A 15,642-nucleotide genomic window follows, 5' to 3' on the forward strand; every position below is an offset into this window, starting at 1 on the left:
AACATGAACACCATTAACGCCAATGTTGTCCCCATGATACTCGTGCGGAACACCCACAACACACAAGGCAGGGCAAAAAGGAGGCAGAACCATAGGTTCTTTCGCTTTTCATCCGTGAAATAAAACAGAGCCAATGAGAGGGTGAAGAGCGAGATATAGTTGATGGCAGCCGCCGTACCATACCAGAACACGCCGGGCACAGCATAGCTCAGCCCTGGAATGAAGAAAACGAGGATCGAAATCCATCCCACAGTGCGTGCGCCAATACTGGATTTGAGAAACACCTCGGCATCGCGCACAGCCGCAGAAGCGAAGAGCATGATAAGCAGGATGTAAACATATTTCATGATGACGCGAACGCCGTAGCTTGGTGCAGGCGAATAGAAACATCCGACGACCAGCCAGAGAATGAAAACGGAATAGAACACCGCGACAGCACTCCACACGGGGCGACGTTTCACGAGGAATAGCCCCATGATGCACAGCAATTCGATCACCAACAGGCGGACGGCCATCAAATCCAGCCCTGCCGGGGCAGAAAAAGCCAGAAGTCCCGTAGAAAAAGTCAATATCCAGAACATTTCCGGCCCGTCGAGACGCATGCTCAGCGTCTTGTCGAGCGGCGACTTCATGTAGCCACCGCTTGACGTCAGCCACTTGTAGCCAAGGACAGAGATGATTAGGAAATAAAGATAATTGAGTGCGATCATAGAACAGTAAAGTGTGTGGTAAGTGGCATGACCGAAAGCATGAGTGGCGGTACGTTTTTATTGGGATAAAAAAGTTGAGAGGTGGGGTGTTGAACCCGGATGCATCAATGTAAAACGTCATTTACAAAAGCCTCTCACCTGTGAGGTAAAGACGATGTGCATCATGAAGATGCTTGTCGTGATACTGAATGATGATGAAACTATGTTCGTTGAACCATTTCTCCGTCGTCCGGGGTGTGAATCGTCTTCGCTGCTCGTTTAGATGTTTTTTGCGATTTTACGCAAAAGGAAGCCATATTATAGGCCTCTATGTTTGGGGAGGTTACTACACCGTTGAAAGGAAAAACTACCGCCGAAAGGAACTGGCGGCAAGTTATACTTTTCCTATTTTCTGATATAGATTGTTGAACAACCGTGCGTAGCGGTCAAAACTGAATCGCTCGACATGACGGACGGCGCGGTGGGACATTTCAGTCAGCCGGACAGGATTTTCGATCAGGCTGACTGTTTTTTCTGTCAGTGAGCTTGTCGATTCGGGGTCGTGAAGCAGGCCGACTTCGCCGTCTCGTACAACCTCCGGTAGGCCTCCCGTGCGAGCGGCCACCACTACGCAACCGCACGACATAGCCTCGATAGCTGTCAGCCCGAAGCCTTCGCTGCGCGAGGGCATCCAGACGATGTCCATCTGTCCGTAAAGCGCTGGCAGGGCATCCTGCGGTTGCCGCCCCATCCATACGACAGCGTCTGCACAGCCAAGATCATGTGCCTGTTGCTGCATGGTGGAGCGCAGTGTGCCGTCGCCCACGACATGCAGGCGCGTCTCGGGATGTACCTTATGCACGGCGGCAAAGGCGGGCAACACGAGGTCCATACCTTTTATGCTTTCCAATCGGCTCACCACGCCAATGGTAAACGGCTCTCGCGGCGCGTTGCGGGTGGACTCGGGTGGCAGGGGCCAAGGAAGGGCATTGTAGATGGTGAAATGGTTGTGGCGTTTCAACACATAACGCTCGTCGTAAAGACACGACGTGCCGAAGTATGACCGCTCGGCCAGCTCAGTGATGCAGGTGAAAGCACGCACAAGGTGGCGTTCGACGAAATGAACCAGACGCAGCGAGGGGTAGATGTCGGCGCCTGTGTGCGTGGTGGCAATGATGTTCCTGACGCCCAACAGGCGCAGCATGAGGATGGGCTGTGCACCGGGTGCCATGTACTGAACGTGGGCCACGTTGGGGCGGAACGCCCTGACCACACGCCGCAATCCTCCGAAGAGAGCAACCATACCCCGCCATCCTCCTGAGCGTGAGCCGTCGGGACTGAGCAGTTCAACGCGGCTTCCGGCTTGACGGAAACGCGACACCATACCGTCGGCATACTCAAAATAGCACACCGTCAGCAATTCATGCCCGCCTTGCGCCAATGCACGCACAAGATTAAGCGTCTGTATTTCCGTCCCGCCCGTTAGCAAACAAGGGATGCAGATGAGCACTTTCATCGGGCGAGGCGTGATCGGATTTTACTGAGGTAATGACAGACGGTGGGCATCGGGTCGCGGAGGTTGAAGTTGATGAAACAACGCGTCCGGAAGAAATCGTGCCACCAAGCAAGCGGCGCCACGTCGCCAGACTTCACATAGAGATAGTCGAGGGCATAGTTCATCATATAAGTGGGCCGAACCTTGTCGCGGGCGATGTGGAAAGCGGGGTCGACGTAGAGGGCGTGCAGGTTGGCCCCGGCAGCCGTGGCCGCATAGGCCAGCCCTTCGTTGCGGAAGTTGACCTCCATGAAGTAGTTCTTGTTCCCCCGATGCAGGAACTCCACGCTGAACGGCCCGAAGTAGCCCGCCCGATCCAGAAAGCGTGCCACGGCCGCCGTGTCGATGTCGAGCTCTCGCGTCGGGGTGAACAGGCCGAAAGCCCCTGCCCCGACAAGGGGCGGATAGTGGCGGATCTTGCGGATGGCACCGGGGATGTAGGTCTCCCGCTCGGTCCGGACGCCCACGCAGTCGAGCTCGTAGTCCTTGTCGATGAACTCCTGCACAACGAAATCGGCACAATGGCTCTCTTCGTGCAATGCCCGGCAGAGGTCGTCGCGGTCGCGGCAGATGTGGATGTCGCTCTTCTCGCCACGCGTACTGTTACGGGGTTTCAGCAAGAGGGGGTACGGAATCCGGATGGCCTCCACGCCGTCGCTGCGGTTGAAGTCTTGAAAACGGGGCGGGAGTAGGCCGCATTCAAGAGCCAGGCGACACTGTGCGTCCTTGTCGAAGAGAGGGCCGATCTGCCGCCCCCGTGCGGGCGTACGGAATGACGGGGCGAGCTCGGGCTCGTGTCGGTCGATGAATACGGCTGCTTCGTCAAAAGTGCACAGAAGCGTAGGGCGCTCCGAACCGCTACCTTTCAGCCTTTCCAGTATGGGAAGGCACTCCTCCATGGCCGCGATGCGGAACACGCGGCCCTTTCCGAGATAGCGGCTTCGGGCCACATGGCACACGTCGGCCTCACACTTCAAGATCAGCACCTGGCTGATATGGGCCTCGCCCAGGCTGCGGACGGCACTGAGCGTGTTGTACGTCGAGTCGCCGACGATGACGGCCCGGGGCAGTTCGTGAAAAGCTCTCATCGCTTGGTCTTAAAATAAAGTTCGCGGTTCCATGTGTTGGCCCAGACGAACACGCGGGGCAGGACGCCGCTCCACGGGCGGCCACAGGGCGCTTTGGCGCTGACATAGGTGTGGATGGCGCTCAGCTTGGCGCGGTGCTGTTCGGGCGTGAGGCGCACCATGCGGGCCGAGGACCAGTCGATGCGCCAGACGTTATAGAACCAGAACCACACGCAGTATGCATACACGTCCACGTCGGCACGGTCCATGACGAGGCGGCGGACGATGCGTCCCGTCTCGACGTGGTCCGGCCACCCCTCGCCCGCGTGGGGCACGAACACGGCGTCCGGGCGGAGCTCCCGGAGCAGGGCGCGGAGACGCTCGGTCTCCGGGTGGTCAAGACGGATGCCCCCGTCGGGGTAGTCGAGAAAGTGAAGGTGCGGCTCAGGCAGCCCAACGATCTGGGCGGCCATGCGCGCCAACTCCCGACGCTTTCGTATGAGCGTGGCCTCGTCGAGGTCACAACAAGCGGCGTGGCTTTTCCCTCCTCCGGTCATAATTGCCACATCGACCTGCGTTCCGGATTGAACCAGTTGCTGCACCAGTCCGGCACAGCCGAACACCTCGTCGTCAGGATGGGGAGCCACGATCAAAACGCGCCGCCCCGACACGTCGAGGCACGGCCTCGGGGAGGCCATCGCCCGCACGACGCGCACACGCACGGTGCGGATGAAGTCCTTAATCATGGAGAAAGATGGGATTAATGTTTATTGGCCATTCTGCGGCCGGACTGCCCAACGAGCCCAACGCCCGGACACAGAACATGCGTGATTAGATGCAAAGACTTAGAGGCCCAGACACCGGGCATAAACGTCGGCCGTCTTTCTGGCACATTCGGCCCACGTGAAGCGGGCGGCTTGCGCCAAGCTCCGCCCGTGCAACTCGTCGCGCCCGGCCTCCCCGTTTTCAAAACGTACCATCCACCCGGCCATGGCGTCGACGTCGTCCGGGTCCACGTAGACCGCCGCATCGCCACCCACCTCGGGCAGGCAGCTGTTCCGGCAGGTGACCACGGGCGTGCCGCAGGCCATCGATTCGAGCACGGGCAACCCGAATCCCTCGTATCGGCTTGGGAAAAACGTAGCCGTGGCGCCAGCGTAGAGCGCAGACAGGTCGTCATTGCTCACCCCGCTGACGAAGTGGATTTTTCCACGGAACTCCGGGGCGCTGAAACGAGTCCGGATTTCCTCGGGCACGTTGCGCCATACCAAGACGAGGTCGTGCGTGGGCTCCTGACGCACAAATTGCGCGTAGGCATTGAGCACGGAGATGGTGTTCTTGCGCCCTACGTCGCACGACACGGAAAGGAAATAAGGCCGCCCGCTCGTAAGCGTCAACGGTCCGACCTGCCGAGGACGAAAAAGTGCATGATCCACGCCCCAATAGGTCACAAAGATACGCTCCTCGGGGACATCCATATTCTCCGCTATCTCCCGTTTGGAGTTTTCGCTGCATGTGATAACAGCTCGGGCGCGACGCGCAAGACGCGGATAGTGTTCGCGGGCAAAGTCATGCCCCAAGAACTTTTCGGGAAAGGTGAAGAACAGCGCATCGTGAATGGTGACGATGCAGCGGTCGGGACGATGGACGTATTCGAAGTTATGCGTGATGTGCATCAGGTCGTAGCGTGTGAGCGCTTCGCGGACGGGGAAGTGCGCCAAGGCCTTGTTCCACCGCGTGCGGTTGGGCAGGTAGACGTGGCGGCAAGGGAAGTGCGTACGCAGGTTGCGCCCGCCGATACCTTTCATGTTTTGTGAATAAAGCATCACCTCGAAAGGCAGTTCGGGCTGGCGGTCCAAGGCTTGGATGAGTTCCATCGTGGTGCGCCCGATACCGCTTACTCGTCCTGATACGAAATAATAAACGACGGGGTCTGCGTCAATCAGAATGCGTTTTTTACTCATAAAATGTTTAGGTTATCTTGCAGAAGAGCCACGGGCAGTGGATGGCCAGCCACTGGTAAAGGCGCTTAACCGGCGTCGTGGCCGTGATTTTGGCGCCGCCACCGGCGCGGACAAGTCTGTCTTAAATATGTGCTTTATAACAGAGTGAGAGTCTGCTCATATATCTCCCAGAGCTTGCGACAGTGGGTGTCGATAGGCACGACGGCGCGCGTGGCCAGCCGTGTGTCGAAGGTGTGGAGCGTATGTACGATTTCGTCCATCTTCTGACGCATGGCCTCTGCGTCGTTCGACGGGACGAGCCAACCATTCACGCCGTCTTCAATCTGCATTTCGGCGCCACCGTTGCGCGTGGCCAATACGGGTTTCCCCAAGGCAAGCGCTTCAGAAATGTTCAAACCGAAAGCTTCGAGAAAAGCAGCAGAAGAAGAAACGTGGAAGTTTTCTGTCATTTTGTAAACTTCTTCGGGACGCACTTTGCCGTGCCACACGATGCGCTCATCGGCCCCGTAGCGGCGGCGCAGGCGAGTCTCGTAGCGGCGCTCGCTCTTGGTGGCCGCGCCGCCGATGAGATGGAGTTCGGCCCGGGGCGCATCGAGGCGATGGAAAGCTTCGAGCAGTGTGTGGAGCCCTTTGACGTAACTGATACGGCCCACGTAGAAGAAGCGCACACCGCCTTCGGTCACGGGCGGAAAGTGGGGGACGGCCTTGGGCAAGGGGATTCCGTGAGGCAGGATGATGACCTTTCCCTTCGGCAGCCCGTTTGCGGTCATGGCTTCGGCCAGCCGGCGGCAGGGAGCAATCATGCGGGTGCACCCCGTCGTGATAGTGCGCCACTCTTCGGCCTTTGCGGCTATGTGGCGCGCCACCCCGCCGATGGGGGTGACGAACAGAATGAACGGCAGGCGATCCAGCCAGCGTCCCAGAGATAAGTAGACCCGGCGCGGCAGCAGGCGCATCAAAGGATAGACCGCGAGGCCCCCTCGAGTGTTACGGAGCACGCAGCGCAGGCAGTGGCGGTGGCTCGCGGTGGTAGTGCAGATGCGGTCGCGGCAGTCCAAGAGCGTTCCCGCCGGACAGACGATACCGCCGTGGTGCGAAGTGATGACCACGGGGATGCCGAGCGCCCGACCGATCTGCACGGCCATCCCCTTGTGGCTGTGGGCGTGGATGACGTCGGGCGCAATCTCCTCCACCAATCGGAAGAGGCTTTCGTGGTCGTCATGCCCCATTTCGTAGAGGTCGGCCCCGCGGTAGTCCTTCCGCACCGCCTCGCCGTCCGGCAGGAATGAGACGACCGTCACGTCGCGCCCCTGTCGGCGCATCTCGTCGACAATGTTTTTCACATAGACTTGGCCGCCTCCATAGGTGGAAAAGAAGTCGCCCGAGGCAATTTGCAGGACTTTCATCGGTGGGATGAGATCTTTAAGTGTTTGCGACTAGTTCTGCGCCAGTTTTTCCGTAAAGCGATTGACACAGTTCGAGAGCCTCTATAATGCCATCCTCAATAGAGTAGTACGTCCAACTGCCATATCGTCCTATTGAATAAATATCAAGAGACGCAAGTTCTTCTTTTTTTCTCTGTACGTCTGATATAGAGTGTTGAGTGATGTGTACATAAGCCGGATCCATGATGACGTGATGGGACGATATGAGTTTTTGCGTGTTCACCACTCCTGCTGTCTGTAAGTCCGTCAATACCCGTGTAAACCACTTTTCCACATCAATATCGGCATCTTTGGCGAAACCGAGTTCGACATAAAGTGACATCCGGTCTGTTTGGAATATATTGTCGTAGTGCCCAACACGATAGAAACTCAAAGCCTTATCAGGGAAATAGATCCAATGATTTACCGCATCTGGGCCTTTTATGTCGAAACCGAGATTGAAAACCAATACCTTGTTCCAAGAATACACAGTTGGGTCGTATTTCATTCCGCAGAGGTCAAGCAGAATGGGAAAAGGAATGGTAGAGATGAGATGATCGTAAGTGAGATTGCCTTTGGGCGTAAATACGATTTTCCGAGCCGGATCGATGCGGTTGACAGGGCAACTTGTCTGAATGGAAGCAGAATCTACGCGTTGTAAGAGCGAGTGAATGTATTCAATGGCCCCTCCCAAAGGGTATGTAAATGTGTCGTTATACGATTGGTTGTCGTGTTTTTTGAAATTGGCAATGATGTCCGTCTTGTCGGCATACGGGAAAAAACGGCCCATCGCGTCTGGATCGAGACGATTCAAAGGGCAAGCATATAGTTTCTCGTTGTATGGGATTAGGAACTTCTGTGCAATGCTTTTTCCGAACTTACAATAGAGCATCTCCTCAAAGTTCTCGTATTCAATATAAGGGTTGCAGAAAAGATCGTATAGGCAGTCTATGAATTCCGGCTGGTTGAGTTGATGTATGTTCTTTTGGAACGGGTAGTCAATATACCTGTCCTTGTATTTTATTTGCGTGTGTTTGTGACAGTCAAGGAGTGCTTGACGCGGGATATATTGCTTGACATAACTGCCGATGGCTGGATTGCGGAAATGAAAGAAGTGTCCTGAGTAATCCCATACGAAACCATCTTTCCTGATGGTCTTACAGTATCCTCCAATTTCGCTTTCCGCTTCAAGAATGCGGTAGTCCTTGCCGAGAAACGATGCGCAGCTCAGACCTGTTGCGCCGGCGCCGATAATAATATCCATGGTTTATCTGAATGAAAAGAGGTTGATGCGAAACAATCGCCAGATTAAAATGAAAGGGATTCCTCGACGGCGAACTTTCCCCACCGCTTTATAAATGTACTTGCTTGTGGCCTTGAGTTTGGCGTCAAACTCGCGCAACTTCTTTTCTGCATCTGCGATAGAGATATTAAACGAGGGTGACATCAGCAATTGATAGGCAAATTGTATACTCGCCACACTGTTTTTCAAGTAGGTCCTTTTTATTTCGTCGGTGGTAGTATATTTATGCGCTTCATACGATGTGGCCAGCCGAATATCCAGACGTAAATAATCGTCGATGTGCCTAGCATAACCCATGGCGTTTGTACTTTGCCCCTCCCGACCGTGATAATACCGATACACAACTGCGCGGGAGAAGGCGACAGTTTGGGCATAAAAAAGGACATTCAGGAGATAATCAATGTCTGCATAATACCGTTCGCATACTTCAAAATGGTTACGTTGAAGCAAGGCTGTTTTGACAGACATGCATGCCATAGGTATGCCTCCTTGATAACCGGTCTCTCTCAAATAGTCGTTCAGGTCGTGCACGCGACCGCACAGTTCGGGCGGATATTGAGTAATTTTTGTAGGTTGGTCGTCGTAAACGTCAGCAGTAGATGTTGCCACGATGTCCGCTGTGGCTGTTTTGAGTTGTCCGACAAAAAGCGTAAAAGCCTGTGGGTCGAAATCGTCGTCGGCATCCAAAATTTTGAAATACTTGCCTTTCGCTTGTTTGATAGCCAGATTGACAGCACTGCCCCAGCCTCCATTGGGCTTGTCGACCACTGAAATGCACGACGTGCGCGAGGCGTAATCTTGTGCGATGCTGAGCGAACGGTCGTTGGAACCATCATTTACGACAAGAACCTCTATCAGTTTTGCTGTTTCAGGGTTTTGAATGAGGCTATCCAGGCAGCGGGGAAGATACGGCTCCATGTTGTACGTGGGGATAGCCACCGTGAGGAGTTTCTGTGTTTCTTTCATTCAGTTGGTGTTTATTCTGTTCGGACAGAAGAAATGAACTCGAAGTGGTGCTGCTCAAAAAAAACAGTCATGCAGGAGGCGCCCGTCGTGAGGCCAGCGTACAGCATGCAGTACTTTGGGTGGGTATTTTTTGCCGTTTGGGCCACGGGTGGATCAGCCATCCTCGCGAACCTGCCGCCTTGACGGGGCGGACGGGGACGCCGACAGGATGTCTTGTCGCCCTAACTGTTTCTCGTGCGGTTTCAGGGGTTGGCTGTGTGGGGGTGTTGCGGGATGTTCATGCGGTCACGTGCCGTCCTGTGATTTTGGTGATGGCGGCTTGCAGGCGGTTGAAGTTGTCCAGACCGATGAGGCGGCAGAACAATACTTTTATTTTGTGTTTCGGCAGTCCTTTATAGGCGAGGATTTCGCCCACACTGACGCCTATACGGTTCAGCCGCGCGTAGGAAGCCTTGAACGGTGCGGCCGTGAAGAGGTAGCTCTTGTCAAGCAGGCGGTTCGCGGTCAGCAGGTAGCATTTCACCACCAGCGCGCGCTCAACCCCGTGTGCGGCCATGCGTTCGATGAACGGAATAGTGGACCGGAAGTCGTCTTGGCTTTTCTGGGCCGAACCTCGCGAGTGCAGGATGGAACCTTCGCGTTGCACGTAGTAGTAGGCTCCGTGTCCGGACACGTACACATGGTGGACTTTTTCGAGCAGGCGGCTTTGTATTTCACAATCTTCAAAATACATCCTTTCAAAGCGGAGGCCGTCCCAGAGTTCCTTTCTGTATATGTTCTGCCAGACAAAACCGCGTACCCCGGTGCCGCCGCTGCCCCAAAACTGGAAGAAGTCCTTTTTGTCGCACATGTGCGTACCGGGCACGAATTCAGGAAACTCAGCCGGCGTCTGCCGCTCACCTTCGACAAAGACCATCGGGAATTGAAGGATGTCTATTGTTTTGTCTTTTTGGAGGATTTCTATATTCTTTTCATATAAATCGCTGCTAATATAGTCATCTGAATCGATAAATGAAACGTACTCCCCCCATGATGTCCAATCCGGCATTTCGGGCTTCGGATAGACCTTGGTTCGTTTGGTGGACCACGCGGATGCGGCTGTCGCGGCGGGCGTAGTCATCGCAGATGGCGCCGGAGCGGTCGGGTGAGCCGTCGTCCACGAGGATGAGTTCGAAGTCCGTGAACGTCTGACTGAGTATGCTTTCGATGCAGGCGGACAGGTAGTTCTCGACGTTGTAAACAGGAACGATAATGCTGAGCGTGGGGGAATGCTTGTCCATCTATATCTAATTTAGGGCTTCACAGTCTTTCCTATACAGTGAATGGTCGGAATAGGTTCTCAACTTGCGTAGCGTTGCGCATAGAGGAGCTACAACTGCACTCTCCTCGCTGCGGAGAGGCCTTTTGGAAGCAAGGGAAATGCTCAATTGCTGGTGGCAAGCTCGCGGAATAGAGCTTCCCATTGGTCTGTTATTCTTTCGACGGAGAAGCGCTTGACGTTCTCCCGGCATTGGTTTGACATCGCTTGCAGTTTTTCGGGATTCTCCATGAGTGTCCGGAGTTGACATTCATACCGTTTCATGTCGAATGGTTTCACGAGCGTTCCGTCTATGCCGTCGTGGATGATGTCCGTAACGGCTGCAAAACTGTTGAACGCGATGGGGACGGTCCCGCATTGCATGGCTTCGGTCAGAACCATGGGCCATCCTTCGTAGTTGCTGGTCACGCAGAATATGCGCGCTTGTTGAAAGTAAGGCAAAGGGGACTGGAATCCGGCAAATTGGATGTTCGGGATTTTCCTTGCCAAGTAGTGAAGGTAAGCTTCTCGCTTCGGTGAGCCTTTCCCGACCATGATGAGCGTCCAGTCGGGATAAAGCGGACCAAGTTTCGTCCAAAGCTTGACAAGTCGGTCTTCCCTTTTTGGGGGGCCGAATAAACCCACAAAAAGGATGACTTTTTTCTTTTCCTGTGCGGTGCGGCAGAGTTCTTCTTCTGTAAAGGAATTGGGGTTAGCGATAGCTCTGTATTTATGTCTGTAACCAGGGCATATTTCGTCCAGTTCGTCGTAATAATTAGGCGAAAGCATGCAAGCGATGTCGGTTATGGGGAGCGTTTTCTGGAAATGGTGGATGCGTTGCTTCTTGAAAGTCCTTTTTATCCGTGGGTACAGCATAATGCGGGCAATTCGTTTGAGCTTCTCGATAAATAGCTCGCTCCGCAGAGGCAGCACGTCGCTGCTCCATAAATGTTTGTAAGCTACCCACGGGCTTGAGTGGAGAACGGAAATCACCTTGATGGAAGGGTCTCCGGTGTTCAGCCATAGTTCGGAGTCGCTGAAATTTCCCGACTGGTTGATGACCACATCAATTTTGTGGTCTTGTAGGTATTGGTGATAAAACCGGATGTTCTCTTTCGACGTACAGTCTTTTGACGGTAGGTAGGTGAGCGGCGCTGGATAGTCATATACGTGCTTTACCGTGATTGAGCACTCGTAAATAAGGTAGTATACTTGATATCCCCTGCGTTGCAGTTCTAATGTAAGTGTGTGGGTCATGCGCCCAATCCCTCCCCTCTCTGGATGGAAGGGGGTGATGTATGTAAATACGATGTTTCTAATCATGTGGCTTTTCTTTTGTGTTTTTCAGTCGCTAACGTAGAATGTAGACACAGTGCAGGCGTGGGTATGTAAAAAACCTGAGAGGCAAAGTTGCCGTTCTATTCTTTCTGTCAAAACGTCCCAGCAGGCGATGCACATCTACATGCTGCTTTTGGCACGATGTTGTCTGAATAGGACGAAGTTCGTGTATAGACAAACATAAGCTTTCAGACCAATCATTTGATAATAAAAAGTTTGACACTGTTTTTGCTCCCTCCTATGGATGTTGCGAGAAGAGGAGGCGTGTACGGTACGTAGGAACTTGATAAAAGTCATTAGGGCATCTTAAAAATATCGTTATCTTTTCAAGACGGACAAAAGAAGAAGTTTAAAGTATTTGTGCACCCACAAATAGCATCTGAGACCGATGGATTTGATGACATATAATTTTAATTTATCTTGTCCCCTCCTAATCATAAGTAAGAGTCTCCAACTAGGCTCGTGTGAAGAAAGGTATTTGACAAATGGCTTCGTATTGACGTTTTTATCTTCAAAATACGCAATTGAGAGGTATTTCAGCGCAACGAAATAATAGGGAAGTGTCTGAAGCTCATTTTTACCGAGTTCGCAAATAATGCCATATTGTTTGATCACAGCGCTAAGCCTGTCTTCCCATTTCTTAGATGACATTTTACTCCATGCGCTGCATACACGTTGTCTATAATGATAAATCCCCGTCGCCGATATATAATACTGAGGAGACTTTTTGAAGAGGTCTAAGAGTGCCCACAAATCTTCGCAAACCTCCATTTCTACTGGAAAGCGTATTTCTCCCCAAATACTTCTTTTAATGATTCTGCCCCATGGCATCGTATAAACCGTTCCATTAAGCTGAGAAGCCTGTATTAACTCATAAGTAGACTTGATAAACGTATTAAGCCCTTTCTGAGGCTGTATTTGCCCATTATCTAATTGATGAGGAAACTGGACGACGTCGACTCCAGGCTTGGTACAGAAAATTTGCATATTCTCTTCAAGCGTGGTGGGCGTGCCGAGCATGTCGTCGCTATCCACAAAGGTGATGAATGCGCCACGCGCCACGTCAAGTCCGGCATTGCGAGCAGCACTGACGCCGGCATTCACCTGATGAATGACACGGATGCGGCTGTCGCGGCGGGCGTAGTCGTCGCAGATGGCGCCGGAACAGTCGGGCGAGCCGTCGTCCACGAGGATGAGTTCGAAGTCTGTGAATGTTTGACTAAGAATACTGTCAATGCAGGCAGATAGATAGTCCTCAACTTTATAAACGGGGACAATAATGCTAAGTTCCGGTACAGCCATAATATAAAAAAGTAGCTAAGGCCCTGATTGGATTTAATTTAATTTAATTGAATTTAATCTTACGAAAACCATGCTTCGTCAGTCTTCTTAGCAGGTCTCTCATGCCTTGTGTTCCAACCAACAGAATACCGGAGAGAAAGACTGCCAGAATGCACATGGCCACCACAGCTGTAATAATAAGTGAGAACCAATTATGGTAGATATATTCTACTGTGAATATACTGTGTACGAGCAGATGTGTGCACAAAGCGGCAAAGCCGGCCCAAAAGAAGAATACTAAGAAATTTTTCCAATAGCCCGTGACTGGACGTTTGAAACCTTTTGAAAAGAGGAAATAAGGCTTCCACACGCCAATGATGATAGCTAGGCTGATAGTGCTGCCCAAAAGAATACCTGTAAGCCCCCAGAAATACCCTCCTATAATAGCTGTAACAATATAAATTATGGTTTCAGCAAGCGGAGCCCACGTGTCATAAAACAGGCCATGACCAAAGATGAATTGGTCGGTAACACCACGCGTAATGCCAATCATTGTATTTACAATCATGACCACCAACACGGATTGAGGCAATAAATATTCTGTTCCTAACCATTGCGCAATGAAAGGTGGAAGCAGCAGGAACAGTCCGTATCCGACGATAGTACTGAACCAGACACGAACAGCGAACAGCTCCCAATATATCCGATATATCTTATCTGAGTTTCCTTCGGCAATAGGATTGCCCACCCCGGCACCTGTGCTTCCTAAAAAAGTATTAAGAAAGATGTTAAGCTTATCTACAATGATGGTGTAGTTTCCGTAGTGAGCCACAATCTTTAACGAAATGAACGCATAGGTGAGCAGCGGAGTGATTTGGAATTGAGCGAAAGTGCCGATCTTATGCACGAACAGTTGCTTGGTGTACTTCATCACTTCGGGATATTTTTTGAAAAGTTTTTTCCCGAGTTTCACTTCACTACGGAGCCAAGGGTAGGTTTTGTTGATCCGCCAGTTGAGGATGACAGAATAAAGGATGCCGAACGAGAGCTCTATAACTACCCACAGGTAGTAGCTTCCAGTGTACCAAGCAGAAGTCATTTGGATAATAACTTTAATGATGTTCGCACTCTGGAAATAGGCGTTAACTACATATTCCTTTTGATCGGCACCTAGGAGGGTCTGGCGGTAGTTGATGAAGTAACCGATAAGAGAGGATGTGAGAAAAGCGAAGTAGGCGAAATAGATGACGCCCAGCTCGAACATTGTGTTAGGGAAGATGAGCGGAAGGAAGGCACCAAGCACGAGACCGGCGCCGAGAATGATGAATCCGATCCAGCGATAAAGATAGCCAAAAACAGAAATGATCTCGTTGATTTTCCCTTCGTCATGCTCGAAGAGGGGCTTATAGAGCACATAACCAATAGCGCTGCCGATGCCCAACTCGGCCAAGTTGAGGAAGCCAAGCAGGTTTTGCAACGTGGTGGTCAAGCCCACAAAGTCTGCCCCCAGCGAGTCCAAGAATATCTTTCGGGAAAAGAAAGACAGAGCTAGCGTCAGAAAGTAAAAAACTAGATTGACGCGGGCATTAAGCAGGGACTTTTTGACCCTTGACTCTTGGTTTGCCATGTTCGTGTCTTGTTTTTTATATACACTGCGACATTCTCTCCACCCCACCCCACTTGGACAGAGAAGCGCCGGGGTGTGATGGTGGACACACCCCGGCATTGCGTCTACGACAGATGCTGTACCTTATTTCTCGGCATACCTACCGTATCCGTATTGGTAGCCATAACGTGAGGCCTGCGTGGTGTTGGTTCCATTAAGCACAAGGGCCATGTTTTTGAAGCGGTGTCCAGCGTAAAGTTTGTCCACCTGCGGGAGCATGGCACGATGCATCAGTCCGGCACGCACCACAAGCAGAGTCATGTCGACATGCCGACTGATGAGATCTGCGTCTGTCACCACCTCTACGGGCGGACAGTCCACGAATACATAGTCGTAGTGCCTACGCAACTGTTCAAAAAGCAATCCGAGTCTTTCGGAGGCAAGCAGCTCGGCGGGGTTAGGCGGCAACGTACCCACGGGGATGATGCTCAGCCCGGTGCGTCCTTCCTTTTCGGGACAGGTGATATCGTCCAGTCCTACGTCCTGCCCAGCCAAGAAATCGGTCACTCCGACACGTCCTTCGGCGGCGTAGCGGCTGAGTGAAGCGCGCCGCAAATCGAGATCGACGACAACAGTCTTTTTCCCTTTGACGGCCATGCAGGTAGCTATGTTGATGGACACAAAGGTCTTTCCCGAACTGGGGTTGAAAGAGGTGATCATGACCACTTTTGCCCCTTCGGAGGCACCGGCCATAAATTCCAAATTGGTGCGCACGGAACGGAAAGCTTCGTTGACGAGATTGCGGTTACGCGCCTCGACCACAACGGGATGCCATTCGTCCTGTCTCCGTTTACCTGAAAAACGCCGCCGTTTGCCCTGCTGGGGAATCTCACCGAGAAAAGGAGTGGCCAAGTATTCCAAGTCCTTACGCCCACGCACAGTAGTGGTCATCATGGCTCTGCCCACGATGACTAATGTCGGCAGGGCCAGTCCAGCGAGCAGAGCAATAAACAGGATCATTGCCTTCTTAGGCGATGTAGGCGTTTCGCTGCCGGTGGGCGGAGTAATGAGCCGTGTGTTATAGGCGGTGAAGGCCTGCGAGAGCTCGTTCTCCTCACGCTTTTGCAGGAGGAAGAGGTAGAGCTGCTCCTT

The 15,642-nt window shown here is 52.6% G+C and carries 14 protein-coding genes; all 14 read right to left on the bottom strand.

The genetic code is table 11. From position 1 onward, the window contains the following. Positions 1-632, bottom strand: a 632-nt coding sequence (locus tag Q0K19_RS15215) for a hypothetical protein (protein ID WP_297249450.1), incomplete at its 3' end; no start/stop codon positions are given. 451 nt (positions 633-1,083) lie between these two features. After that, a complete protein-coding gene (locus Q0K19_RS15220) occupies positions 1,084-2,205 on the bottom strand; it encodes a glycosyltransferase family 4 protein (protein ID WP_297249452.1) in 1,122 nt (373 codons plus the stop codon). Then, entirely contained in the window at positions 2,202-3,332 is a 1,131-nt protein-coding gene (locus Q0K19_RS15225; protein WP_297249454.1) for a hypothetical protein, read from the bottom strand. Before Q0K19_RS15225 ends, Q0K19_RS15220 begins: the two co-directional genes overlap by 4 nt. Continuing rightward, positions 3,329-4,057, bottom strand: coding sequence for a PIG-L deacetylase family protein (locus Q0K19_RS15230; RefSeq protein WP_297249456.1), 729 nt, complete (start codon positions 4,055-4,057; stop codon positions 3,329-3,331). The genes Q0K19_RS15225 and Q0K19_RS15230 overlap by 4 nt, the downstream gene beginning before the upstream one ends. A 99-nt stretch (positions 4,058-4,156) precedes the next feature. Next, positions 4,157-5,275 carry a glycosyltransferase family 1 protein gene (locus Q0K19_RS15235; RefSeq protein ID WP_297249458.1) on the bottom strand — a complete coding sequence of 373 codons (1,119 nt, stop codon included), beginning with the start codon at positions 5,273-5,275 and terminating at the stop codon, positions 4,157-4,159. Positions 5,276-5,409: 134 nt separating this feature from the next. Then, positions 5,410-6,681, bottom strand: a complete 1,272-nt coding sequence (locus Q0K19_RS15240; protein WP_297249460.1) for a glycosyltransferase — start codon at positions 6,679-6,681, stop codon at positions 5,410-5,412. 16 nt (positions 6,682-6,697) lie between these two features. After that, positions 6,698-7,963 (bottom strand): FAD-dependent oxidoreductase, encoded by a 1,266-nt coding sequence (locus tag Q0K19_RS15245; protein ID WP_297249462.1) that lies wholly within the window; start codon positions 7,961-7,963, stop codon positions 6,698-6,700. Between the two features lie 3 nt (positions 7,964-7,966). Continuing rightward, complete coding sequence (locus Q0K19_RS15250; protein ID WP_297249464.1) at positions 7,967-8,968, bottom strand: glycosyltransferase family 2 protein; 1,002 nt, start codon at positions 8,966-8,968, stop codon at positions 7,967-7,969. Positions 8,969-9,245: 277 nt separating this feature from the next. After that, entirely contained in the window at positions 9,246-10,016 is a 771-nt protein-coding gene (locus Q0K19_RS15255) for a hypothetical protein (protein WP_297249466.1), read from the bottom strand. Next, entirely contained in the window at positions 9,964-10,248 is a 285-nt protein-coding gene (locus Q0K19_RS15260) for a glycosyltransferase (protein WP_297249468.1), read from the bottom strand. The genes Q0K19_RS15255 and Q0K19_RS15260 overlap by 53 nt, the downstream gene beginning before the upstream one ends. A 143-nt stretch (positions 10,249-10,391) precedes the next feature. Continuing rightward, positions 10,392-11,588, bottom strand: coding sequence for a glycosyltransferase (locus Q0K19_RS15265; protein ID WP_297249470.1), 1,197 nt, complete (start codon positions 11,586-11,588; stop codon positions 10,392-10,394). Positions 11,589-11,921: 333 nt separating this feature from the next. Further along, the gene (locus Q0K19_RS15270; RefSeq protein WP_297249472.1) at positions 11,922-12,905 is read right to left on the bottom strand and encodes a glycosyltransferase; all 984 of its coding nucleotides are present in this window, start codon (positions 12,903-12,905) and stop codon (positions 11,922-11,924) included. A gap of 43 nt (positions 12,906-12,948) precedes the next feature. After that, positions 12,949-14,511 carry a hypothetical protein gene (locus Q0K19_RS15275; RefSeq protein ID WP_297249475.1) on the bottom strand — a complete coding sequence of 521 codons (1,563 nt, stop codon included), beginning with the start codon at positions 14,509-14,511 and terminating at the stop codon, positions 12,949-12,951. Positions 14,512-14,634: 123 nt separating this feature from the next. Beyond that, the coding region (locus tag Q0K19_RS15280; RefSeq protein ID WP_297249477.1) for a tyrosine-protein kinase domain-containing protein at positions 14,635-15,642 on the bottom strand (1,008 nt) is incomplete at its 5' end.

Origin of the sequence: uncultured Brachyspira sp. (assembly GCF_944393015.1) — a bacterium.
GTDB lineage: Bacteria > Spirochaetota > Brachyspiria > Brachyspirales > Brachyspiraceae > Brachyspira.

Excerpts from the sequence above, each read along its gene's own strand:
- Q0K19_RS15220 (WP_297249452.1), bottom strand. The coding sequence starts at position 2,205 with ATGAAAGTGCTCATCTGCATCCCTTGTTTGCTAACGGGCGGGACGGAA.
- Q0K19_RS15225 (WP_297249454.1), bottom strand. The coding sequence starts at position 3,332 with ATGAGAGCTTTTCACGAACTGCCCCGGGCCGTCATCGTCGGCGACTCG.
- Q0K19_RS15230 (WP_297249456.1), bottom strand. The coding sequence starts at position 4,057 with ATGATTAAGGACTTCATCCGCACCGTGCGTGTGCGCGTCGTGCGGGCG.
- Q0K19_RS15235 (WP_297249458.1), bottom strand. The coding sequence starts at position 5,275 with ATGAGTAAAAAACGCATTCTGATTGACGCAGACCCCGTCGTTTATTAT.
- Q0K19_RS15240 (WP_297249460.1), bottom strand. The coding sequence starts at position 6,681 with ATGAAAGTCCTGCAAATTGCCTCGGGCGACTTCTTTTCCACCTATGGA.
- Q0K19_RS15245 (WP_297249462.1), bottom strand. The coding sequence starts at position 7,963 with ATGGATATTATTATCGGCGCCGGCGCAACAGGTCTGAGCTGCGCATCG.
- Q0K19_RS15250 (WP_297249464.1), bottom strand. The coding sequence starts at position 8,968 with ATGAAAGAAACACAGAAACTCCTCACGGTGGCTATCCCCACGTACAAC.
- Q0K19_RS15255 (WP_297249466.1), bottom strand. The coding sequence starts at position 10,016 with ATGCCGGATTGGACATCATGGGGGGAGTACGTTTCATTTATCGATTCA.
- Q0K19_RS15260 (WP_297249468.1), bottom strand. The coding sequence starts at position 10,248 with ATGGACAAGCATTCCCCCACGCTCAGCATTATCGTTCCTGTTTACAAC.
- Q0K19_RS15265 (WP_297249470.1), bottom strand. The coding sequence starts at position 11,588 with ATGATTAGAAACATCGTATTTACATACATCACCCCCTTCCATCCAGAG.
- Q0K19_RS15270 (WP_297249472.1), bottom strand. The coding sequence starts at position 12,905 with ATGGCTGTACCGGAACTTAGCATTATTGTCCCCGTTTATAAAGTTGAG.
- Q0K19_RS15275 (WP_297249475.1), bottom strand. The coding sequence starts at position 14,511 with ATGGCAAACCAAGAGTCAAGGGTCAAAAAGTCCCTGCTTAATGCCCGC.